Source organism: Nonomuraea sp. NPDC048916 (assembly GCF_040649575.1).
Classification (GTDB): domain Bacteria; phylum Actinomycetota; class Actinomycetes; order Streptosporangiales; family Streptosporangiaceae; genus Nonomuraea.
This window is the reverse complement of sequence record NZ_JBEZFS010000005.1, coordinates 34074-56125: the sequence shown is the minus strand read 5'-3', so window position 1 is coordinate 56125 and position 22052 is coordinate 34074. Positions and strand designations below refer to the sequence as shown.

The following is a 22052-nucleotide window of genomic DNA, read 5'->3' as shown; positions in this document are numbered from 1 at the left end:
CCTCCTTTCGCGGCTCATGTCCTGGCCAGGATGAAGGCCACGACACCGGCCAGCAGGGCGCTCGCTGGGAGCGTCAGCAACCAGGCTACGACGATCTTCACGGCGGCGTACCAGCGGACCCGGCCGCCTCCCTGGGCCACGCCGGCCCCGATCAGGCCGCCGGCGACGGCCTGGGTCATGCTCACCGGCATGCCGATCACGGCGCAGCCGATCACCGCGACGCCCGAGGCCAGCTCGGCCGCCACGCCGTGGAGGGGACGGGAGACGATGATCTCCCGGCTCAGCGTGCGGCCCGCCTTGGGCAGGCCGTACAGGGTGCCGATGCCGAACAGGACCGCCACCAGCGACGTGTACGGCAGCGGCGCGTTGGTGAAGCCCAGCGCGATCATGAAGACGGCCAGCATCTTCTGCCCGTCGTTGGCGGCGTAGGCCACGGTCTGCAGCAGGAAGCCCGCCCAGTGCCAGCGCCCCAGCCCGCGGGCCGAGGTCAGCTGGACCAGCAGCCGCGTCATCCCCCAGGCCAGCAGCCCGCCGACGAAGGGCGCGGCCAGCCCGAAGGCCAGCACCAGCACGACGGAGCCGCCGGACACGGGCAGCCCCCAGCCCAGCCCGGCCCCGGTGAGCCCGCCCACGATGGCCAGCGTGAGGCTGGTCGGACGGCCCCTGGCGCTCAGCGCCGTCACCACGACCAGGGAGGAGAGCACCGCGACCGTCATCGCCGTCTTGCCGCCCGGCCCCTCGAACGTGGCCAGCCTGGTGACGAACGTCAGCGCCACCGCGTGGGTGACCAGAGGCATCAGCGCCACCATCACGACCAGCGTGGCGATGCCGGTCATCGGACGTACCGTGGGGAGCTTGAGCCCGGTCGCGAGCAGCGCGCCGCCGTCGTTCATGCCCGACACGAACGCGAACAGCGAGGCGACCGCGACGAGTATGGCGAGGTCCAATGGCGCCTGCTCCCCCTCTCCCTGACCGGCCATCCCATCATGGCCCACGCCAGAGTCACCTGGGTGACGGGTAATCTCGTACTCACCGGCGGCCCGGTGGCGACGCCAGGTAACCTGCCCGGATCAGCTCGGGCGACGCCCCTCCGATCCATGTCCGTGAGAGTGAACCATGACCTCAGCCGAGTACGTCCTGACCCTGTCCTGTCCCGACCGGCCGGGTGTGGTGGCCGCCGTCTCCGGGCTGCTCGCCGGGCACGGCGGCAACATCATCGAGAGTCAGCAGTTCGGAGACCGGGTCGAGCAGCGGTTCTTCATGCGGGTGCAGTTCGCGTCCCCGCTGTCGGAGGACGAGCTCCGGGCGGCGTTCGCCGCGCTCGCGCCGGAGTTCGGCATGGAGTTCGAGCTGCGCGACGTGGCCAGGAAGCCACGGGTGCTGATCATGGTGAGCAAGTTCGACCACTGCCTCAACGACCTGCTCTACCGGGTGCGCTCCGGGAGCCTCGACATCGAGATCGCCGGCGTCGCCTCCAACCACCCCGACCTGCGTCCGCTCACGCAGTCGTACGGCATCGACTACCACCACCTGCCGATCACCCCCGAGACCAAGGGCAGGCAGGAGGCCGAGGTGCTGGCGCTGGTCGAGCACTATCAGGTCGATCTGGTGGTGCTGGCCCGCTACATGCAGGTGCTGTCTGAGGACCTCTGCGCGAAGCTGGCGGGCAGGGCGATCAACATCCACCACTCGTTCCTGCCGTCGTTCAAGGGGGCCAAGCCCTACCACCAGGCCCACAACCGGGGCGTCAAGCTGATCGGGGCGACCGCCCACTACGTCACGTCCCACCTGGACGAGGGGCCGATCATCGAGCAGGAGGTGGCCCGCGTCAACCACAGCCACTCGCCCGACGACCTCGCGGCCATCGGGCGCGACGTGGAGTGCGTGGCGCTGGCCCGGGCGGTCAGGTGGCACTGCGAGCAGCGGGTGCTGCTCGACGGCCACAAGACCGTCGTCTTCCCTCGCTGAGGTCGGGCGGCCCGCCCTCAGGGCCGGTACGTCCCGAAGTACCAGACGTTGCCGAAGGGATCCTTGCAGGCGTACTCCCGTGACCCGTAGGGCTGGTCGACGAGACCCATGGTGATCTCGGCCCCCGCGGCCTTGGCCCGGGCCAGGTGCGCGTCGGGGTCGGCTACGGCGATGTAGACGCCGGGCCCGCCGGGGGCGCCCTCCCCGATCATGATCATGTCGTTCTCGACGAGGAGCTCGGCGTGGTTGACGACGCCCTGGTCGTTCTTCGACACCTCGTGCGCCCGGAAGCCGAACGCCGAGGTCAGGAAGTCGAGCGCGGCCGGGCAGTCCTGATAGCGGACGAGCGCGTAGACGGTTCGCTGCATGACCTCAGTCTGCGCGCGGCGGCTTGCCGGGTCTTGGACGAATCTGACCGGGCGTCAGGTCGCCCAGCGCCCTGAACTCGCGGTTCAGGTGCGCCTGGTCGTAGAAGCCGCACGAGGCGGCCACCTCGGCGATCGGAGTTCCCGCCCGCACCAGGCGGGCCGCCCGCTCGAACCGGATCACCCTGGCCGCGGCCTTGGGCGTCAGCCCGACCTGGTCGTGGAAGCGGGCGACGAGGTGGCGGTGGCTCCAGCCGAGCGAGTCGGCCAGCCGCGACACCCTCAGGGCGCCGCCGGAGCCGAGCAGCCGCGCCCAGGCCCACGGCACCTCGGGGCCGAGCTCCGGACCCGTCAGGATCCGCCGGGCCAGCAGCCGATCGGCCAGCGCCAGCCGGTCCGTCCACGACGGCGTCTCGGCCAGGCGGGCGACGGCGGCGCGGGCCCACGGGCCCAGCACGTCCTCGACCGGCACCACCACGTTGGTCAGGTGCCGCATCGGCAGGTCGTACAGCCGCCGCGCCCCGAACGGCGTGAGGAACACCTGCACGCCCTCGGCCGGCTCGCTCGTACGGGTCAGCGTGAAGCGGTCGCCGAGCCCGCCGGCGAACGACGTGACCGGCCGGCCGTCCACCTCGGTCGGCGCGCCGAATCCCAGGATGAGCACCGCGCCCGGCATGGCCGCCTCGCTCCGGGTCACCGGCCGCTCGTAGTGCTCGTGGTAGGCGGTCAGCCGGGTGACGTAGGGCCGCAGGGCAGGGCTGGGGGTGGCCTCGACCATGGCCAGCCCCAGCGTGCTCATGTCCTGGACTATAGGCCGGTGTGCCTGGCCAGGAAGGTGAGAGTGTCGGCCGACAGGTCGACCGTGCGGCTCACCGAGCGGGCGCCGTGGCCCACCTCCGTCTCGTTGCGCAGCAGGATCGGCCGGTCGGACGCGGAGGCGTGCTGCAGCGCCGCGCACATCTTCCACGCGTGCAGCGGGTGCACGCGGGTGTCGGACTGGAAGACGGTGAAGAGCGTCGCGGGGTAGGACACTCCCTCGCGGACGTGGTGGTAGGGGGAGTAGGCCCGCAGCCAGCCGAACTGCTCGGGGTTGGCGGCGGAGCCGTACTCGACGTTCCAGGTGGCGCCCAGCCCGAACAGCTCGAACCTGATCATGTCGAGCAGCGGCGCCGAGCAGACGACGGCGGCGTAGAGCTCCGGGCGCTGCGTCAGAGCCGCGCCCACGAGCAGGCCGCCGTTGGAACCGCCGGAGATGCCCAGTTGCGCGGGCGTGGTGACGCCGGTCTCGATGAGGTGCTCGGCCGCGGCGTGGAAGTCGTCGAAGACGTTCTGCTTGTGCGCCAGCATGCCCGCCCGGTGCCAGTCCTCGCCCTCCTCGCCGCCGCCGCGCAGGTTGGCGATCGCGTAGACGCCGCCCGCCTCCACCCAGGCCAGGATCGACGCGGAGTAGCCAGGGGTCATCGACAGGCCGAAACCGCCGTAGCCGTACAGGATGGCGGGCCGCGGGCCTTCGGCGTCGACGGGCGCGATCACCAGCATGCGCACCGGAGTGCCGTCCTTGGACCGGTAGACGACCTGCGAGGTGCGCACCTCGGGCACGTCGACGGCGCCCGGCGAGGCGGCCCAGAGCGTGGTCTCGCCCGTTCGCGCGTCGTAGCGCTGGATCGTCGGCGGCGTGACGTTGTCGGTGTAGCCGAACCACGCCTCGTGGCCGCCTTCGGGCCGCTCGGAGATGCCGCCGATGGTGCCCAGGCCGGGCGTGGGCACCTCGCCGATCCGCTCGCCGGTGGCCAGGTCGTGGACGGTGATCTCGCTGATGGCGTGGCGGGTCCAGCCGACCAGCATGACCGGCCGCTCCAGGTCGTCGAGGATGGCGAAGTCGGACAGCACCGCCTCGGGGTCCTCGGGGATCAGGTCGCGCCAGGTGTCGAAGCCGGGCGTCGCCGGGTCGGTGACGCAGACCCGGGCCCGCGACGCGTCGCGGTCGGTGTGGACGTAGAGCCTGCCGTCGCGGCCGAACACGAGCCCGGTCTGGGCGTCGACGCCCTCCTGCACGACCCGCAGCTCGGGACTCTCGGCCGGCGACGCCTCCAGGTCGGCCACCCACAGGTCGTTGCGCGGAGCCGTGCCCTCGCTGGCGGAGACCTGCAGCCAGCGGCCGTCACGCGACACCGAGACGCCGTAGTAGTTGGTCATCTTCAGGCCGTCACCGAAGATCATCACGTCGTCCTCGGTGGACGTGCCGACCCGGTGCAGGTAGACGCGGCGGTGGAACTGCGCCTCGTTCTCCGGCACCTCGGTGCGGGGCAGCCGGCGCACGTAGTAGAACGCCTCGCCGCCGGGCAGCCACGCGATGGGGGAGTAGCGGCAGCGGTCGATCGGCCCCTCGACCCGGACCCCGGTGGCCACGTCCATGATGTAGAGGATCGACTCCTCGTCGCCGCCCACCGAGAGCTGGTAGGCCAGCAGCCTGCCCTCCTTGTCGGGCTGCACGGCGTCGAGCGTGGTCAGGCCCGACGGGTCGATCGCCATCGGGTCGATCAGCGCCCGCTCGGCGCCGTCGGGATCGACGACGTAGAAGACGGCGTGCTCCTGCTCCGGAGTGCGGCGGCTGAAGAAGTGACGTTCGCCGCGCCAGGCCGGGGGACCCACCGAGCCCGACTTGAGCAACTCGCCGATGCGCTGCTTGAACCGCTGCGGGCCGTTCTCCCGCCGGAACAGGTCGGCCTGCGCGAGCAGCCACCCCTTCGTCTCGGGGCTGTCGGGATCCTCCAGCCACCGGTAGGGGTCTGGCACGGGGGTCTCGTGCAGGAGCTCGACGGTTTCCTCGCGGCGTGCGGTCGGGTAAGGCTCTCGGGTCATGTCCCGAACCCTACTGGCAGCGGACACGCGTAAAGCCTGGGTGATAGGGGCATAAAACGTATCGTGCGTCCCTCTGGTCATTCCGGCTGGAGGTTATGGGGTGGCGGGGACCACGCTGGAAACGCCAGACTTGGTGAGAAGGACGGTGCCGTGGTGTCCATCCGCTGGACCGTCCGGCGGAGGTCCACGTGACGGAAGCGTCCATGCCCCAGGAGGGGCCGACAGCCGGGACATGCCGCGGCATGTCCCCCTTGATACGCGCGCAGCGGGAAGAGGCACGATGATGCGCCAAGTCCTGCTGCTGAACGCCACCTATGAGCCACTCACCACGCTCTCGCTGCACCGCGCGATCGTGCTCGTGCTGCGGGAGAAGGCCGACGTCGTGCACCGCGACGGCCGGGGCGCGGTCCTGCGCTCCGCCAGTTGCACGCTCGACGTCCCCTCGGTGATCCGGCTCCGAAGATACGTCCGCATCCCTTACCGGTCACGCATCCCGCTGACCCGGGCGGCGCTCATGCGGCGCGACGACTATCGCTGCGCCTACTGCGGCCTGCGGGCCGAGACCATCGACCACGTCGTGCCCCGGTCCCGTGGTGGTCCCCACACCTGGGAAAACTGCGTCGCCTCGTGCACCACCTGCAACCACCGCAAGGCCGACAAGTTCCTGGAGGAGCTGGGGTGGACGCTGCGCGTCGCCCCGGCGGTGCCACGGGGCGCTCATTGGCGGCTGATCGGCGCCTCACTCGTCGGTGACCCCCAATGGGCGCCCTACCTCGAAGCGGCAGCCTGACGCGTGGGCCCGGATCCGGCTGGATCCGGGCCCGATAACGTTTCGCCGCCGCGCGCCGCCGGCTGGCAGGATCCACGCATGTGGAGCTTCACCGCTGACGTCGAGGCCTATGCCAGGGCCGCCGAGCCGTTCCTGCCGGCCGACCCGGTGAGCAACGCCGTCTACCGGTCGATCGGTTACCGGCCGGTGGCCGACTACGCGCAGGTGACCTTCGCGTCCTGACGTAACCTGTGCTCATGCCGCGTTACGACTTCCGCTGCCGCGCCTGCGGCTCCACGTTCGAAGTGTCTCGTCCCATGTCGGCCTCCGACGACCCGGCCTCCTGCCCGGAGGGCCACGACGACACGGTCAAGCTCCTCACGACGGTCGCCATGACCGGCGGAGCCGCCGCGCCCCGGCCCACCGGTGGTGGTGGCGGTGGCTGCTGCGGTGGTGGATGCTGCTCCTGACCTGAGCCGGCTCGGCGGTGAGGTCTTTCACCGCCGAGCCGTGCCACGCCGCGGAGCGTCACTGGTCTGAGCGTGGCGGGTCAGGCGCCGGTCAGCTCGCGGGCTCGAGGGCGGCCCTGCCGCGCCTGCGCCGCTGGAACGGCAGGAACCGGTCGGCCAGGTGGGGGCGCGAGGGAGACAGCGTGGGCTCCACCGCGATGATCCGGTCGAACCTGAACGCCCGGATGCCCCGGCGCATCCTGCACACTCCCACCAGATACCAGTATTCGCGGTGGACCAGGCACGTCACCGGCTCCACATCACGGGTGGTGACGTGTCCGGCGGCGTCGCGGTAGTGGAGCCGGATCATGAGCCGGCTGGTGATGGCGTCGGCGATGAGCCTGGCCCGGGAGGCGACCTCCACGGGCAGCGGGTCGGTGAGCGTCGCGAGGGTGGTGGCGATGACGTCGTCGTCGAGCTCCAGGTGCTCGAACATGTACTGCAGGCCGCGCCGGGCGGTGACGGCCTGGGGGCCCGATCCCAGATGGGCGAGGGAGAGGGCGAGGGCGGCGATCTCGGCGGTCGTCAGCGGGCGGGTGGTGGGCTTCACGACTGTAGCCATACCCAAACAATAGAGATGGCCACTGACATTTTTCGAAAACCTGTACGGCAAGCAAGGCAACCCTGCCCTCGCCGTACAGGTCGGCAAGGGCAGGGTCGCAGGGCGGACGTCAGCGGGAGAGCTGCGTCAGGTCGCGCGAGGCGCCCGTGGAGGCGGACGTGGTCATGGCCGCGTAGGCCTGCAGGGCCACGCTCACCGGGCGGTGACGGTCGCGCGGACGGTAGCCGCCGAGGTCGGCCAGCAACCGCTCACGGCGCGCCGCCAGCTCGGGCTCCGGCACCCGCAGCTCAAGTGTCCGCGACGGGATGTCGATGTCGATGATGTCGCCGTCCTCGACCAGGGCGATCGTCCCGCCCTCGGCGGCCTCGGGGGAGGCGTGGCCGATCGACAGCCCGGACGTGCCGCCCGAGAAGCGCCCGTCGGTGACCAGCGCGCACGCCTTGCCCAGGCCCCTGCCCTTGAGGAACGAGGTCGGGTAGAGCATCTCCTGCATGCCCGGCCCGCCCTTGGGCCCCTCGTAGCGGATGACCACCACGTCGCCCTCGCGCACGCGGTCACCGAGGATGCCCTCGACCGCCTGCTCCTGCGACTCGAACACCACCGCCGGCCCGCTGAACTTCCAGATCGACTCGTCCACGCCGGCCGTCTTGACCACCGCGCCGTCGCGGGCGATGTTGCCGTAGAGGACCGCGAGGCCGCCGTCGACCGTGTAGGCGTGCTCGATGTCGCGGACACAGCCCTCGGCGCGGTCGAGGTCGAGGGAGTCCCAGCGGTTGTCCTGCGAGTAGGGCTTCACGGTGCGGACGTTGCCCGGCGCCGCGTGCCACAGCTCGACCGCCTCCGGCCGCACGGAAGGCGAGCGCGGATCCCACTCGGCGAGCAGGGAGCCGAGCGTGCCGCCGTTGACCGTCGGCACGTCGCGGTGGAGCAGCCCGGCCCGGTCGAGCTCGCCCAGGATGGCCGGGATGCCGCCCGCCCGATGGACGTCCTCGACGTGGTACTTGTTCGTCGCCGGGGCGACCTTGCACAGGCACGGCACCCGCAGCGAGATCTCGTTGATCGCCTTGAGCCCGAAGTCGACGCCCGCCTCGCGGGCCGCGGCCAGGATGTGCAGGATCGTGTTGGTGGAGCCGCCCATCGCCACGTCCAGCGTCATCGCGTTCTCGAACGCCTCGTGGGTGGCGATCGAGCGCGGCAGCACCGACTCGTCGTCGTCCTCGTAGTAGCGGCGGGTGATCTCCACCACCTGGCGGCCGGCGTCCTGGAACAGCCGCTCGCGCCGCTTGTGGGTGGCCAGGATCGTGCCGTTGCCCGGCAGGGCCAGGCCGATCGCCTCGGCCAGGCAGTTCATGGAGTTGGCGGTGAACATGCCGGAGCACGACCCGCAGGTCGGGCAGGCGTTCTCCTCCATCTCCAGCAGGTCGGCGTCGGACACCGACTCGTCGGCCGCGGCGATCATCGGGTCGATCAGGTCGAGCTTGCGGCCCGGGGTCTTGCCGGCCTCCATCGGGCCGCCGGAGACGAAGATCGTGGGGATGTTCAGCCGGAGCGCGGCCAGCAGCATGCCGGGCGTGATCTTGTCGCAGTTGGAGACGCAGATCAGCGCGTCGGCGCAGTGGGCGTTGACCATGTATTCGACGGCGTCGGCGATCAGCTCGCGCGACGGCAGTGAGTAGAGCATGCCGCCGTGGCCCATCGCGATGCCGTCGTCGACGGCGATCGTGTTGAACTCACGCGGGATGGCCCCCGCCTCGCGGATCGCGGCCGACACCACGTCGCCGACCTCGCGCAGGTGCACGTGGCCGGGGACGAACTGGGTGAAGCTGTTGGCCACCGCGATGATGGGCTTGCCGAAGTCGCTTCCGGCCACACCGGTCGCCCGGAGCAGGGCCCGGGCACCGACCATGTTCCTGCCGTGGGTGACCGTACGTGACCTGAGGGCGGGCATTGGGCTTCTCCCATCGCTAGCGAGTCTTCCCATGGTACGGCCACCGCCCGGTTGCTGAGACGGTCGTCCACGGCGTGGACACGAGATCGCGGCTAGGCGGGCAGGCGCACCGCCGCGAGCTGGGTGGCCTGGGCCACCAGGCGGCCCTTGTCGTCCCAGACCAGGGCCGTCTCGTCCATCCGGTCGCCGCCGACGTCCGTGGCCCGCAGCAGCACCCGGATCGGGCCGGGAGCGGGCAGCCGCCGGAGATAGGCGGAGAACTGGATGGTGGGCGCCCATCCCGGCAGGCCCAGGTCGTAGGAGGCAGGGGGCACCGGGTCGAGGGCCACGAGCAGGCTGAGCGGATCCCAGTCGGTGCCGTCCGCCAGGCGCTGCCAGGTCGCGACCACACCCCGCCGGGCGGGCTCGCCGAACGCGAAGGCCAGGTGGCCGGGATGAAGGTGCTGCTCGACCACGTCCATCAGCGGTATGGGGAAGCCGGCTCCCTGAGAGTCGGCGGGCACCAGGAAGCACTCCTGCCTGGGCGGGAGTTCCACCGGCTCGACGCTCGACCACCACGGGCCGGCGTCGTCGAGCGACCCCAGCGTGATCAGCGCCTCCACCCGCGGCCTGCCCTGCTGCGCCAGGGTCGCGCTGACCTGCGCGACGCTCCTGCCGACGCGCAGTGTCCGCACCTGGACGTCGGCGGCGCCCGGTTCGGGCGGCTCGACGAAGGATCCGCTCACCGTGGTCACGTGCGGGTGGCCGGATCCCGCGCTCTCGCAGGCCGCCCGGCCGAGCACCGCGAGCAGGTAGCCGCCGTGCAGCCGGGCGCCGACGCTCCACTGCGCGTCGAGCACCGCGCCGAACTCGCCCTCGCCCCGGGCAGTCACAGCAGTCGCTTCGTGAAATGTCCCCATTGATACCCCTTCCGCAGAAGGTCAGATTGACATCGTTAACTTGATGGCGTCAAGCTAAGACCCATGACCACGACGAGACGCGTGCGCGCCAGGCGTGGAGAGGGCGCGCGGCTGCGCGAGGAGATCCTGCGCGCCGCCGAGGCCCTGCTGGACGAGACCGGCACGGAGGAGTCGCTCACGATCCGCGCGGTGGCCGAGCGGACCGGCGTGTCCACGCCGTCGGTATACCTGCACTTCGCCGACAAGGAAGCGCTCGTCGAGGCCGTGTGCCTGCGGGTCTGGGACGGGCTCGGCAGGATCTTCGCCGAGAACTCCGGCGGCGACCCCTTCCTCGCGCTCGGCAGGTGCGGACGCGCCTACGCCCGTTTCGCGCTCGACCACCCGGTGCAGTATCGGGTGCTCATGATGCGCCCGTCGTCGTCCGAAGGCGTGCACCCGGCCGCCGCGACCTGCTTCGGCCACATGGTCGGCGTGGTCTCCGCCTGCGTCGAGACCGGCGCGCTACGTGGCGACCCCGAGACGCTGGCACTGGGCCTGTGGTCGGCCGTGCACGGCTGCGCCTCCTTGTTCCTCGCCCAGCCGTCGTTCCCGTGGCCCGGCGACAGGGAGGCGCTGATCGACCACATCGTGCGGGTCGCCGGATTCGGCAGCGCGCTCCACGGGCGCCTGCCGCGGCGGCTCCCGCCCAGCGCGGAACTGGCCGGAGAGCTGGACGACCTCGGTGTACGGCTCGCCGCGCGGGCCGAGCCGCCGGCCTAACCCTCGCCGTATCTCGCGGGCAGCACCTGGGCCGCGATCTCGTGGAGCCGCTCGATCTCGGCGTCGGTGAGGGCCCGCTCGCGCTTGGTGATCCACTTGCGGGCGCGGGCGCCCTCGTAGACGTCGACGCCGCGGATCGTCATGATCTTCCACGGCACCTGGGGCCCGTAGATGGCCAGCGACGGCACGACCGAGATCTCACGCCCGTACGCCTTGCTGATCAGCTCGCTGGCCTGGGTCGCCTCCCACTTCGCCTCGGTGAGGCGGGGCTTCATGTCGAAGGGCCCGTGGAAGAGCTTCTTGCCCATCTGCACGCGTACCGGCAGCCGCTTGTCCCACTTCTCGGAGTCGACCGCGTACACACCGGTCGGGCCCACGACCAGGTGGTCGATCTGGGCGTCGCTGCCCGGGATCGCCCTGGCGTGGAGGGTGCGGTAGCCGCTGCGCTCCAGCTTGCGGAGCTGCGCCTCGGTGCGGCGCTCGGCGATGGAGGCACGGCGCCAGGCCGGCACGGTCGAGTGGGACCGCGCGCGGTAGACCGTGTCGAGGATGGCCGCGACCACGCCCGCGCTCACGCCCACGCGCCAGTCGAGCGCGAGGAAGCCCACGACCAGGCCGACCCCGATCGCCAGCAGCGCGCGGTTGCGCAGATGCCGGAAGCGTGATTGCCGCAGCAGGCCGCGCAGTGAGGCGCGCTCCACGGGCGCATAGGTCGACGTGGGCGCCGCCGGCTTCGCGGTGGGCTGGTCCTCTTCGCGTCGATCGCTCACCCAGATGGGTGAGGTGCTGGGACCGTCTTCTCGCTGGTGGTCGGAGTCCACGTAGATCACCGTAGCCCGTGGTTCTCGTCGTTTCCTAGTCTTGCCCTGTCCATAGTTTTATGGCCCAGCTCATCGTGTTCCACGCCCGTTTTCCGGGTATCTATTACCTTCCTCGCTAGAGATCCCTAAGGTGAGGCAGCGTGCGAGACCTTCACGAGCTTTCGGCTCTCGAGCAGGCGCAGGCCGTCCGCGACCAGGAGATCTCACCGGTCGAGCTCACCCAGCACTACCTCGACCGGATCGAGCGCATCGACCCGCGCGTGGGCGCGTACGTGACCGTGACCGCCGAGAGGGCCCTCGAGCAGGCTCGCCGCCTGGAGAAGGAGCTACCAGACGGTCCGCTCGCCGGAGTGCCGATCCCGATCAAGGATCTTAACCTGGTGAAGGACGTGCCGATCATGTTCGGCTCGTCGACATACCGGGAGTTCGTCGCGCCCGTGGACGACACGGTGGTGGAGCGGCTGCGCGAGGCCGGCACCGTCATGCTGGGCAAGACCGCGACGCCCGAGTTCGGGCTGCCCTGCTACACCGAGACCGACCTGTCGCCACCCGCCCGCTCGCCGTGGGACACCAGCCGGTCCGCCGGCGGGTCGAGCGGTGGCGCGGCGGCCGCGGTGGCGGCCGGGCTGGCTCCCGCCGCCCAGGGCAGCGACGGCGCCGGCTCGATCCGCATCCCTGCCTCGGTGTGCGGCCTGTACGGCATCAAGCCCACCCGGGGCCGGATCAGCTTCGCGCCGATCATCCCCGACCTCGCCGGCCTGTCCACCAACGGCCCGATCACGCGCACCGTCGCCGACGCGGCGGCGCTGCTCGACGTGATGGCCCACAACAGCCCCGGCGACGTGTTCCTCGCGCCCCGCCACGAGGGCACGTTCCTGGAGCGGGCCGGCCGGGACCCGGGACGGCTGCGCATCGCCCGGTACGCCGACCCCGTGGTGCCGGGGGCCGAGGTCGATCCCGACGTGCTGGCCGCTTACGACGAGGCCACCGACACGCTCGCCGCGCTGGGCCACGACGTCGTCGAGATCGCCCGGCCGTACGGACCGGACATGGTGCCGCATTTCATTACCATGTGGTGCTCGTTCGCCTGCATGCATCCCGTCGCCGAGCACCAGACGGGCCTGCTGCGGCCGATCACCGCCTGGCTGCGCGAGCGCGGGTTCGCCACCCCCGCCCCGGCCTTCCTGCAGGCCCAGGCCGCGCTCCAGCTGGCCTGCCGGGCAGGGGTCGCGGTGACCGACGGCTACGACGCGGTGCTCACCCCGACCGTCACCCAGCCACCCCGGCCGGTGGGCTGGTTCGAGGACGTGGCCGGCGTCGAGGAGACGCTGGAGCGGATGAGCAGATTCGCCACGTTCACGGCCGTCTACAACATCACCGGCCAGCCCGCGGTCAACCTGCCGCTGCACTGGACCGGTGAAGGGCTGCCGATCGGTGTCATGCTGGCCGGCCGGGTCGGTGACGAGGGCACGCTGATCTCGCTGTCGGCCCAGGTGGAGGCCGCCAGAGGCGGTTTCTGGGGCGATCGGCGGCCACCGGTCTGGTAGGTCCCCCGGGCGAAGAGGTCTGGCCGGACGGGCGAAGCGGGATTACGTTCTTGGTGTGAACGGCGCGCAGGAGACTCTGGTCCTCCTCATCGGGATGTCACTGGGACTGTTCGTGCTGATCAGCCTGTTGGTGCTGGTCCCCGGCAGGAGCCCGGCACACAGGGCCGAAGCCGGCCCGGTGTGGCTCGGCGGCCCAGGCCGCGGCGAGCGTGGCGTGAGCACCTCGGGGCTGGTGCTGGCCGACCAGTTGCCACGCTGGGCGCCGGTCCCCGAGTCCGACTGGATCGACACGGCCCGGACGGCCGAGCCCGGCGGCCGCACCGGCGGAGCCTCGGCGGGGTGGTGATGGGCGATGCGCATACTGAGCACGGCGCAGGCCGACGATGTCAGGAAGGCGCTTCTGGTCGCCGAACGGCGCAGTGGCCTGCGGTTCGGCCTCTTCCTCGGCCGGCCGGAGGGCGCGCGGCGGCACTTCGCCGAGCGGCTGCACGCCGCGCTCGGTGACGAGGCCGACGACGCCGTCGTCATCCTGGTCGACGTCGCCGGGCGGGCCCTGGAGATCGTGACCGGGGCCAACACCAGGCGCCGGCTGCCCGACTCGGCCTGCCGGCTGACCGCGATGTCGATGGCCACCGCGTTCAGCGTCGGCGACCTGGTGGGCGGCCTGCTGTACGGCATCGGCGCACTGGGCGAACAGGCCACGGCCAGACGGTGACACCGGTGGGCCACAGCTCCCGGGACAGCGGTGGACACGGCAAGACGGTGACACCGGTGGGCCACAGCTCCCGGGACAGCGGTGGACCACAGCAAGACGGTGACAGCGGCGGGCCGCGGTCAGGCGGTGACAGGGCCGGCCACGGCCGGCCGGTGGCGATGGCCGGCCGGATCTAGCGTTCGAGCAGGCCGACGACGTGGCGGCTGACGCCGTCGAGCAGCGTGGCGGGCGTGATGGGCGCGCCGGCGATGGCCGAGAAGAGCGCGGGCAGGCCGGGCAGTGGGAAGTCGTCGTCCTTGACGGCCGCCGCCCCGACCTCGTTCTTGTCGAGCGCGGCCCGGCTGCGCTCCCAGGCGTCGAGCACCTCCTGCGGTGAGGGCACGCCGAAGCCGTGGCCGACGGGTGCCGCGTGGCGTAGCCGTACCAGGGGGGTCTCGGCGAAGGCCAGCGCGGTGCGGGCGCGAAGGCCCAGGTCGGCGCGTTGCTCCGGATCGATCCAGTGCATCGCCGTGCACGGCTTGCGGCAGGTGGCGACGCAGACGGCCACCGCGCCCGCGACCTGGCTGTGCTGCCGGTCGAAGTAGGCGCGCCAGCCCTCCGGCGGCTCGGCCGACACCCGGAGCGTCCGGTTGGTGGCGGACTGCTCTGATTTGGTGTGGTCGCAGTCACGGTCGCCGATCACGCCGAACCTGCTGCCCGGGGCGCTCAGCCCGTCAGGCCATCGCGCGGGGTCGCCCGCGTGGCCGAGCTGCGCCTCGAACGCCAGCAGCGGAAGGTATTCGCCGGCGATGTGCACGGCGGCGATCATGGGGCTCAGCTCGCGCCGGTGCCAGCGGACGGCGATCACCTCGAGCAGCAGCCCGTAGGCGGGCCGCAGCGACTCGAGCGCGCCGCGCGGCTGCTCGCGCGCGGTCTGCGGCATGTGACACGCTCGAGCGCGCCGCCTCAGATCGGCCGGCACGGATCGCGCCTCGACGGCGAAGTCCTCGGCGTCGAGGGAGAGGAGCCGCTGCCCGAAGTCGCACACGTCGGCGATCTCGGGATCGGGGGCCAGTGCTCCGAGATCGGCGAACGCGTAACGGCGGGCCAATGCGATGAACAGGTCGCGAGTCGAGTTCACCTGATCACTCTCTCACGGCCCCGAAGAGCCCGAGATGCGCCGCCGTCAGGGGCAGGGCTCCCTGATGCACTGGATGTCGCCGGTCGGTTTGGGCTCCTCGGCGGTCGGCTCGGGCTCCTGCGGACCGGGCGACGTGGGCTCCTCGGTCGGGTCGGGCTCCTGCGGAGGCGAGGTGGTGGGCTTCTCGGTCGGCTCGGGCGTGGTCGTGGGAGTGGCGCTCGGCGTCGTCGTGGGCGTGGTGGTGGCCGTCACGGCGGGGGCCGAGGCGCCCTTGGTCGGCGGCGCCTGCTGCTGCGCCGGCTGCCTGCCGGTGGGGGTCTCGATCGGGGACGGAGCCCGGCTCGTCGTCACCGGCGGGGGCACGGTGACCTGCTCGGCGGCGCTGTCGGGACGCATCCAGACCGAACCCGCCACGGCCACGGTGGCCGCGAGCGCGGTGATGATCGACAGGGCCACGGTCAGCACGCGGCGGCGCGAGCCGGACCGCCCCCCTGGCGAGTCGAACGCCGAGGACAGCGGCGTCGCGGACGGTGCTCCGGGCGACGGGGCAGCAGGCAGGGTCGGCGCCGTGGCGGGCACGAACGCGGATGAGGCGGGCGAGATCGGTGAGGCAGGCGAGGCGGGCGAGGCCATGGCCTGGCGCGCGGCCAGGGCCACTTCGTTGGCCGAGGCCCAGCGCCTCTCGGGCGTCTTCTCCAGCGCCCTGGCGACCAGCCGGCGGGGCCCGGGCGGCACCTCGCCGGGCAGCTCCGGGACGGGCGCGTGCAGGTGCTTGTAGATGATCTGTACGGGAGTGTCACCCTGGAACGGCAGCCGCCCGGTCAGGCACTCGTAGGCCACCACGCCCAGAGAGTAGAGATCCACGGCGGGCGTCACGTCGCTGGCCGTGGCCATCTCGGGAGCGCAGTAGGCGGCCGAGCCGAGCATCGTGCCGGTCGCCGTGAGCTGGCCCGCCGAGACGGAGTGGGCGATGCCGAAGTCGGTGAGCGCGACGCGGCCGTCGGACCTGATCATCAGGTTGGCCGGCTTGACGTCGCGGTGCACGATGCCCTGCGCGTGGGCGGCGGCCAGCGCGTCGGCCACCTCGGCGACCAGGCGCATGGTGGCGGCCGGGCCGAGCGGGCCCCGGCGCAGCACGTGGTCGAGCGACTCGCCGTGGACGAGCTCCATCACCAGGAAGCTCACCCGGCGCTGGTCGACCTCGCAGGCGCCGTAGTCGTAGACGTCGACCACGCCGGGATGCCGGAGCGTGGCCATGGCTCTGGCTTCGTTCTGGAAGCGCTGGGCGAACGCGGGATTCTCGGCCAGCGCGGGCATCATCACCTTGACGGCGACGGTGCGGCCGAGCACCGTGTCGTCGGCACGCCACACCTCGCCCATGCCCCCGCCGCCGAGGCGGCTGGTCAGCACGTAGCGATCGTTGAGCGTGGTCCCGGAGCCGAACACGTTTCCGAGGCTAACACCGCGTCTTCGGTACGATCGCCGTTTCCGGAGGCCGCGGGAGACGGGCGACCGCGCTTCCGGCCGCCGTACCGGGCGAAACGGGCGGTGCCCCGGCCGCAGGGCGCGGCCGGGGTCCGGTGAGGGCCTTAGGACGCGTCCTTGGCCCGGTTGCGCAGGGCACGGCTCACGCCGTCGGCGCCTTCGAGGATCAGGCGGCGCAGTGCCTGCGGCGGCTTGGCCGTGACCAGGTAGTCCTGGGCCGCCGCGACCGTCTCGGGCTCGATCAGCAGCGACGGGAAGCATCCCACCGCGAACGTCTGCGCCTGGTCGAACGTCCACTCCTGGTAGATCCGGCCGACCTCGGCGAAGTACTTCTTCCGGTAGGGCTCCACCAGCTCGGGGTGGTGCGGGTCCTGGAAGCCGCTGATCGTGGTGCGGGCGATGTGGTTGGCCAGCTCGCCGCCCACGATCCGCTCCCAGGCGGCGGCCTTGGCCTCGGCCGTCGGGACGGCCGCGCGGCACAGCGCCGCGGACCGCTCGCCGGTGGCGGTGGGGTCGCGCTCCAGCTCGGCGGCGATGTCCGCCTCGCCCAGCTCGCCGCCCGAGACCAGCGCGTGGACGAGGGTCCAGCGCAGGTCGGTGTCGACGCTCAGCCCCTCGGGGACGGCCGAGCCGTCCAGGATGCCGCGCAGCAGGGCCAGGTCGTCGGGCGAGGTGGCCACCGGCGCGTAGGCCTGCAGGTAGGCCAGCTGGTGGTCGGAGCCTGGCTCGGCGGTGGCCAGGAGCGACCTGAGCTCGGCGGCGAGCACGGCCATGCCCTCCGGCCGCCACGCCGGGTCGGCGTACTGCTGCACCGCCATCCGCGCCTGCCGGAGCACCGCCTGCAGGACCGTGATGTCCTTGACCGTGCCGATGCCCGAGATGACCAGCTTGACGTAGTCGCGGGTGGACATCTCGCCGTCGCGCGTCATGTCCCAGGCCGCCGACCAGCACAGGGCCCTGGGCAGCGACTCGGTGAAGCCGGCGATGCCGCCCGCGACCAGCGTGCCGAGCGACTGCTCGTCCAGGCGGATCTTGGCGTAGGTCAGGTCGTCGTCGTTGATCAGCACCAGGTCGGGCTGCACCTCGCCGGCCAGCTCGGGCACGACCGTGCGGGCGCCCACGACGTCCAGCTCGACCCGCTTGGTCCGGGTGAGCACGCCGTCGGCCAGCGAGTAGAGGCCGATCGCGACGCGGTGTGAGCGCAGCGTCGGATAGTCGACGGGCGCCTCCTGGAGCACCTCGAAGCGCTCGAAGCGGCCGTCGGGCGACACGGTGAACGACGGGCGGAGCGTGTTGACCCAGGCGGTCTCCAGCCACTCCTTGGACCACGACGACAGGTCGCGGCCCGAGGTGCGCTCGAGCGCGCCGAGCAGGTCCTTCAGCTCGGTGTTGCCCCAGGCGTGCTCGGTGAAGTAGTCGCGCACGCCGGCCAGGAAGTTGTCCAGCCCGACGTAGGCGACCAGTTGCTTGAGCACCGAGGCGCCCTTGGCGTAGGTGATGCCGTCGAAGTTGACCTCGACGGCCTGCATGTCGGGGATGTCGGCGGCGATCGGGTGCGTCGAGGGCAGCTGGTCCTGGCGGTAGGCCCAGGACTTCTCCACGTTCGCGAACGTGGTCCACGCGCCCTTGCCCCAGCGGGTGGCCTCGGCCTGGGCCAGCACGGACATGTAGGTGGCGAACGACTCGTTGAGCCACAGGTCGTCCCACCAGCGCATGGTGACGAGGTCGCCGAACCACATGTGGGCCATCTCGTGCAGGATCGTCTCGGCCCGCCGCTCGACCACGGCGTCGGTGACGCGGGAGCGGAAGACGTAGTCCTCGAGATAGGTCACGCAGCCGGCGTTCTCCATCGCGCCCGCGTTGAACTCGGGCACGAACAGCTGGTCGTACTTGCCGAACGGGTAGCGCACGCCGAACACCCGGTGGAAGAAGTCGAACCCCTGCCGGGTGACCTCCAGGATGTTGTCGGCGTCGAGGTGCTCGGCGAGGGAGGCGCGGCAGTAGACGCCCAGCGGGATGCCGTCGTGCTCGGAGGTCACCTTGTGGTAGGGCCCGGCGACCAGCGCGGTGATGTACGTGGACATGATCGGCGTGGCCGGGAACCGCCACCGCCTGGCCGCCTGCACGCCCCCGTGCCTGCCACCCTCGCCGGGCAGGTCCTCGACGGATTCGGCGGCGGCGTTGGAGACGACCTCCCAGTCGCCCGGGGCCAGCACGGTCAGCTGGAAGGCGGCCTTGAGGTCGGGCTGGTCGAAGCAGGCGTACATGCGGTGCGCGTCGGCCGTCTCGAACTGGCTGTGCAGGTAGACCTTCTGGTCGACGGGGTCGACGAAGCGGTGCAAACCCTCGCCGCTGCGCAGGTAGGCGCAGTCGGCGTCGATGCGCAGCAGGTTGGACTCGGCCAGCGAGGGGAGCGGGAAGCGGCCCTTCTCGGCGTCATAGGCGGAGACGTCGAGCTCTACGCCGTTGAGCGCGACCTGCCTGACGTTGGCGCCGTGCAGGTCGATGAAGGTGGACGCGCCGGGCCGCTCACTGGTGAAACGGACCGTCGTGACGCTTTCGAAGCGTTCGTCCCCCTCTGTCAGATCGAGCGCGACCTCGTACGACTCGACATTCAGCAGCCGAGCACGCTCGCGAGCCTCGTCCCGGGTCAGATTGCCTGCCAAGTTGCGCTCCTTTGCACCACTTCGTTGGGGTATGCCGGTATCCTGCCACGCTGGGAATAGGACACGGACTCCCATAGGTTATGGCCAGACATGACTGTCAAGACTCCTGTGGATCTCTGGTTCGATCCTTTCTGCCCATTCGCCTGGGTCACGTCACGATGGCTTCTCGAAGTAGAGAAGGTTCGGCCCATCGAGATCCGGTGGCACATCATGAGCCTCACCGTGCTCAACGAGGACAAGGACGTCAGCGAGGCCTACCGTGAGCAGATCGGCAAGGCCATGGAGCCGGTCAGGGTCATCGCCGCCGCCGCGGCCAAGTACGGCGAGCCCGTGATCGGCCCCCTCTACACCGAGATCGGCACCCGGCTGCACAACGAGGGCCGCAACAAGCGGCTCGACCTGCTGCGCGAGACCCTCGAGGAGTCGCTGGCCGCCGTCGGGCTCGACACCGAGCTCGCCGCGACCGCGGAGTCCGAGGAGTTCGACGCCGCCGTCCGAGAGTCGCACAACACCGGCATCGACCTGGTCGGCCAGGAGGTCGGCACCCCCGTCATCCGCGTCGGCGCCAACGCCTTCTTCGGCCCCGTCATCACCCGCGTCCTGCGCGGCGACGAAGCCGGCCGCCTCTGGGACGGTGTCCTCCTGGTGACCGCCTTCGAGGACTTCTTCGAGCTCAAGCGGTCCCGTACGCGCCCGCCGACATTCGACTGAGTTCGACTGAGTTCGCCTGAGTTCGCCTGAGTTCGCCACAACCCCCTCAATCCCGGGCGCATGGCCTTACGCTGCTGGAAAGGGTGCGTCAAGCGCCTGCCCTCGCTTTGTGACGGCAGGCGCGCGAGGATGGGGGCTATGCGTCAGCTGTACATCGGCGGTGCCTGGACCGCTTCGGCCTCGGGTGAGGCGATCGACGTCGTCAATCCGGCCACGGAGGAGATCATCGACCGGGTGCCCGCGGGCGCCCCTGACGACGTGGAGAGCGCGGTTCTGGCCGCGCGAAGAGCCTTCCCCTCCTGGTCGGCCACCGCGCCGGCCGAGCGGGGCAAGCTCCTGGCCGCCGCCGCCGAGCTGCTGACCGAGCGCGCCGACGACATCGCGAGGACGATCGCGAGCGACATGGGATCCCCGCTCGGCTTCGCCCTCAAGGTGCAGACCCTGATGCCCGCCGGCGTGCTCGGCGCGTACGCCCGGCTGGCCGAGAGCCACCCGCGCGAGTCACGCGTCGGCAACTCGCTCGTGGTCAAGGAGCCGGTCGGCGTGGTCGCGGCGATCACGCCGTGGAACTACCCGCTGCATCAGATCATCTGCAAGGTGGCCCCGGCGCTGGCCGCGGGCTGCACGGTCGTGCTCAAGCCGAGCGAGGTGGCGCCGCTCGCCGCCTACGCGCTGGCCGCCGTCTTCCACGAGGTCGGCCTGCCGCCCGGCGTGTTCAACCTGGTCAGCGGGCGTGGGCCGGTGGTGGGCGAGGCCATGGCCGCGCACCCCGAGGTCGACATGATCTCCTTCACCGGCTCGACGGGCGCGGGGCGCAGGGTGGCCTCGCTGGCGGCCGAGACGGTCAAGCGCGTCGCCCTGGAGCTGGGCGGCAAGTCCGCCAGCGTCATCCTGCCCGACGCCGATCTCGACGTGGCCGTCAAGGTGAGCGTCGCCAACTGCTTCGTCAACGCGGGCCAGACCTGCTCGGCGTGGACCCGCATGATCGTCCACCGTGACCAGTACGACGAGGCCGTCGGCCTGGCCGTCGAGGCGGCGCGCAAGTACACGGTGGGCGACCCGTTCGACGAGGCGACCAGGATCGGCCCGCTCGTCTCCGCCACCCAGCGCGAGCGCGTGGTCCGCTACATCAACAGGGGCCAGGAAGAGGGCGCCCGGCTGGTCACCGGCGGCACCGAGCCGCCCCTGGCCCGCGGCTTCTACGTCGAGCCGACGATCTTCGCGGCGGTCGAGCCCGGCATGACGATCGAGCAGGAGGAGATCTTCGGCCCGGTGCTGTCGATCATCCCCTACACCTCCGAGGACCAGGCGGTGCGGATCGCCGACGGCACCCGGTACGGCCTGTCCGGAGCGGTCTGGGCCGGCACCGAGGAGCGGGCCGTGGCGGTGGCCCGGCAGCTCCGCACCGGCCAGGTGATGATCAACGGCGGCAAGTTCAACCCGATGGCGCCGTTCGGCGGCTACAAGCAGTCGGGCGTGGGCCGCGAGCTGGGTGAGCACGGCCTCGACGAGTATCTCGAGATCAAGTCCCTGCAGCTGTGAAGCGGGAGGCCGGCGCGGGCGGGCCGGCGAGAGCCTCGGCCTCCACGGCCCGGTAAGGGCCGTGAAGGCTAGAGGAGCATTCCGCCGGTGGCCCGGAGGTTCTGCCCGGTGATCCACCGCCCGTCGGGCCCGGCGAGGAAGGCGACTACGGCCGCGATGTCGTCGGGCTGTCCCAGCCGCCTCAACGCGGTGAACACCGGGGCCTGCTCCAGCGCCTCCGGCGGGTTGCTGGAGCGCAGCATCTCGGTGTCGGTGGCGCCGGGTGAGACGACGTTGACGGTGATCCCGCGCCCGCCCAGCTCGCGCGCCGCCACCTTGGCGAACTGCTCGACCGCGGCCTTGCTCGCCGCGTAGAGGGCGATGCCGGGCGCGGGCACCGCGGTGTTGAGGGTGGAGATGTTGATGATCCGGCCGCCGTCGCGCATCACCCTGCCCGCCCACTGGATGGCCAGGAACGTCGCGCGGGCGTTGACCGCGAACACCCGGTCGTAGGTCTCCCGCGTCACGTCGGCGATGGGACCCTGCCCGCCCTCGGCCGCGTTGTTGACGACGACGTCGATGCCGGGCAGCCGTCTCTCGGCCGCGGCGAACAGCCGCTCGAGATCCTCCTCGCTGCCCTGGTCGGCGCGTACGGCCAGCGCTCCCGTCCGCTCGGCCACCTGCTCGGCCGCCTCGGCGTTGGTGTGGTAACTGAACACCACGTCGGCCCCGTCCGCGGTCAGCCGCTCCACGATGGCCCGGCCGATGCCGCGCGAGCCTCCCGTCACCAGCGCGCCCTTGCTCGAAAGTGAGCTCATGCCGCCA

General features: G+C 71.4%; 22 protein-coding genes. 10 read left to right on the top strand and 12 right to left on the bottom strand.

The genetic code is table 11. From position 1 onward, the window contains the following. Positions 1 to 14: 14 nt before the first annotated feature. Positions 15 to 995, bottom strand: a complete 981-nt coding sequence (locus AB0C16_RS06095; RefSeq protein ID WP_357679401.1) for an inorganic phosphate transporter — start codon at positions 993 to 995, stop codon at positions 15 to 17. A gap of 121 nt (positions 996 to 1116) precedes the next feature. On the opposite strand from AB0C16_RS06095, the gene purU reads away from it, so the two are divergent. Further along, a complete protein-coding gene (purU, locus tag AB0C16_RS06090) occupies positions 1117 to 1968 on the top strand; it encodes a formyltetrahydrofolate deformylase (RefSeq protein ID WP_357679399.1) in 852 nt (283 codons plus the stop codon). A gap of 17 nt (positions 1969 to 1985) precedes the next feature. Here the strand turns inward: purU and AB0C16_RS06085 are convergent, their stop codons facing one another. The 3 genes from AB0C16_RS06085 to AB0C16_RS06075 are packed head-to-tail and all read right to left on the bottom strand — an operon-like array spanning position 1986 to position 5195. Continuing rightward, positions 1986 to 2336 carry a VOC family protein gene (locus AB0C16_RS06085; RefSeq protein ID WP_357679396.1) on the bottom strand — a complete coding sequence of 117 codons (351 nt, stop codon included), beginning with the start codon at positions 2334 to 2336 and terminating at the stop codon, positions 1986 to 1988. A 4-nt stretch (positions 2337 to 2340) separates the two neighbouring features. Beyond that, entirely contained in the window at positions 2341 to 3132 is a 792-nt protein-coding gene (locus AB0C16_RS06080) for a helix-turn-helix transcriptional regulator (protein ID WP_357679394.1), read from the bottom strand. Between the two features lie 8 nt (positions 3133 to 3140). Then, positions 3141 to 5195 (bottom strand): prolyl oligopeptidase family serine peptidase, encoded by a 2055-nt coding sequence (locus AB0C16_RS06075; RefSeq protein WP_357679391.1) that lies wholly within the window; start codon positions 5193 to 5195, stop codon positions 3141 to 3143. A gap of 283 nt (positions 5196 to 5478) precedes the next feature. Here AB0C16_RS06075 and AB0C16_RS06070 point away from each other — a divergent pair, with 283 nt between their 5' ends. From AB0C16_RS06070 to AB0C16_RS06060, 3 genes are all read left to right on the top strand, one after another. Beyond that, positions 5479 to 5985, top strand: coding sequence for an HNH endonuclease (locus AB0C16_RS06070; RefSeq protein WP_357679896.1), 507 nt, complete (start codon positions 5479 to 5481; stop codon positions 5983 to 5985). A gap of 78 nt (positions 5986 to 6063) precedes the next feature. After that, on the top strand, positions 6064 to 6207 hold the full coding sequence (locus AB0C16_RS06065) for a hypothetical protein (protein ID WP_357679389.1): 144 nt from the start codon (positions 6064 to 6066) through the stop codon (positions 6205 to 6207). Positions 6208 to 6221: 14 nt separating this feature from the next. Beyond that, positions 6222 to 6434 (top strand): zinc ribbon domain-containing protein, encoded by a 213-nt coding sequence (locus tag AB0C16_RS06060; RefSeq protein WP_357679387.1) that lies wholly within the window; start codon positions 6222 to 6224, stop codon positions 6432 to 6434. A 91-nt stretch (positions 6435 to 6525) separates the two neighbouring features. On the opposite strand, the gene AB0C16_RS06055 is transcribed toward AB0C16_RS06060, so the two are convergent. The 3 genes from AB0C16_RS06055 to AB0C16_RS06045 form a co-directional block, all read right to left on the bottom strand. Beyond that, positions 6526 to 7035 carry a WYL domain-containing protein gene (locus AB0C16_RS06055; protein ID WP_357679386.1) on the bottom strand — a complete coding sequence of 170 codons (510 nt, stop codon included), beginning with the start codon at positions 7033 to 7035 and terminating at the stop codon, positions 6526 to 6528. A 109-nt stretch (positions 7036 to 7144) separates the two neighbouring features. Next, the gene (ilvD, locus tag AB0C16_RS06050; RefSeq protein ID WP_357679384.1) at positions 7145 to 8983 is read right to left on the bottom strand and encodes a dihydroxy-acid dehydratase; all 1839 of its coding nucleotides are present in this window, start codon (positions 8981 to 8983) and stop codon (positions 7145 to 7147) included. A gap of 92 nt (positions 8984 to 9075) precedes the next feature. Continuing rightward, positions 9076 to 9855 (bottom strand): thioesterase family protein, encoded by a 780-nt coding sequence (locus tag AB0C16_RS06045; RefSeq protein WP_357679382.1) that lies wholly within the window; start codon positions 9853 to 9855, stop codon positions 9076 to 9078. A gap of 90 nt (positions 9856 to 9945) precedes the next feature. On the opposite strand from AB0C16_RS06045, the gene AB0C16_RS06040 reads away from it, so the two are divergent. Next, positions 9946 to 10641 (top strand): TetR/AcrR family transcriptional regulator, encoded by a 696-nt coding sequence (locus AB0C16_RS06040; RefSeq protein ID WP_357679380.1) that lies wholly within the window; start codon positions 9946 to 9948, stop codon positions 10639 to 10641. Here AB0C16_RS06040 and AB0C16_RS06035 read toward each other — a convergent pair. Continuing rightward, a complete protein-coding gene (locus tag AB0C16_RS06035; RefSeq protein ID WP_357679377.1) occupies positions 10638 to 11462 on the bottom strand; it encodes a nuclease-related domain-containing protein in 825 nt (274 codons plus the stop codon). The two genes, AB0C16_RS06040 and AB0C16_RS06035, sit on opposite strands and share 4 nt — an antisense overlap. Before the next feature lie 140 nt (positions 11463 to 11602). Here AB0C16_RS06035 and AB0C16_RS06030 point away from each other — a divergent pair, with 140 nt between their 5' ends. From AB0C16_RS06030 to AB0C16_RS06020, 3 genes are read left to right on the top strand one after another with little or no spacing between them, the layout of a single operon-like run. Then, positions 11603 to 13009 (top strand): amidase, encoded by a 1407-nt coding sequence (locus AB0C16_RS06030; RefSeq protein ID WP_357679375.1) that lies wholly within the window; start codon positions 11603 to 11605, stop codon positions 13007 to 13009. 55 nt (positions 13010 to 13064) lie between these two features. After that, the gene (locus tag AB0C16_RS06025; RefSeq protein ID WP_357679372.1) at positions 13065 to 13355 is read left to right on the top strand and encodes a hypothetical protein; all 291 of its coding nucleotides are present in this window, start codon (positions 13065 to 13067) and stop codon (positions 13353 to 13355) included. A gap of 6 nt (positions 13356 to 13361) precedes the next feature. Continuing rightward, complete coding sequence (locus AB0C16_RS06020) at positions 13362 to 13724, top strand: DUF5130 family protein (protein WP_357679370.1); 363 nt, start codon at positions 13362 to 13364, stop codon at positions 13722 to 13724. Positions 13725 to 13896: 172 nt separating this feature from the next. Here the strand turns inward: AB0C16_RS06020 and AB0C16_RS06015 are convergent, their stop codons facing one another. From AB0C16_RS06015 to pepN, 3 genes are all read right to left on the bottom strand, one after another. After that, on the bottom strand, positions 13897 to 14844 hold the full coding sequence (locus AB0C16_RS06015; protein ID WP_357679368.1) for a hypothetical protein: 948 nt from the start codon (positions 14842 to 14844) through the stop codon (positions 13897 to 13899). 45 nt (positions 14845 to 14889) lie between these two features. Beyond that, on the bottom strand, positions 14890 to 16290 hold the full coding sequence (locus AB0C16_RS06010; protein WP_357679366.1) for a protein kinase: 1401 nt from the start codon (positions 16288 to 16290) through the stop codon (positions 14890 to 14892). 143 nt (positions 16291 to 16433) lie between these two features. Then, positions 16434 to 18995 (bottom strand): aminopeptidase N, encoded by a 2562-nt coding sequence (gene pepN, locus AB0C16_RS06005; RefSeq protein ID WP_357679364.1) that lies wholly within the window; start codon positions 18993 to 18995, stop codon positions 16434 to 16436. 210 nt (positions 18996 to 19205) lie between these two features. On the opposite strand from pepN, the gene AB0C16_RS06000 reads away from it, so the two are divergent. Together AB0C16_RS06000 and AB0C16_RS05995 are read left to right on the top strand one after the other, a co-directional pair. Then, positions 19206 to 19706 (top strand): disulfide bond formation protein DsbA, encoded by a 501-nt coding sequence (locus AB0C16_RS06000; RefSeq protein WP_357679362.1) that lies wholly within the window; start codon positions 19206 to 19208, stop codon positions 19704 to 19706. Between the two features lie 138 nt (positions 19707 to 19844). Beyond that, the gene (locus AB0C16_RS05995; RefSeq protein WP_357679360.1) at positions 19845 to 21248 is read left to right on the top strand and encodes an aldehyde dehydrogenase family protein; all 1404 of its coding nucleotides are present in this window, start codon (positions 19845 to 19847) and stop codon (positions 21246 to 21248) included. A 68-nt stretch (positions 21249 to 21316) separates the two neighbouring features. Here AB0C16_RS05995 and AB0C16_RS05990 read toward each other — a convergent pair whose 3' ends face one another. Next, entirely contained in the window at positions 21317 to 22045 is a 729-nt protein-coding gene (locus AB0C16_RS05990; RefSeq protein ID WP_357679358.1) for an SDR family oxidoreductase, read from the bottom strand. Between the last annotated feature and the right edge of the window lie 7 nt (positions 22046 to 22052).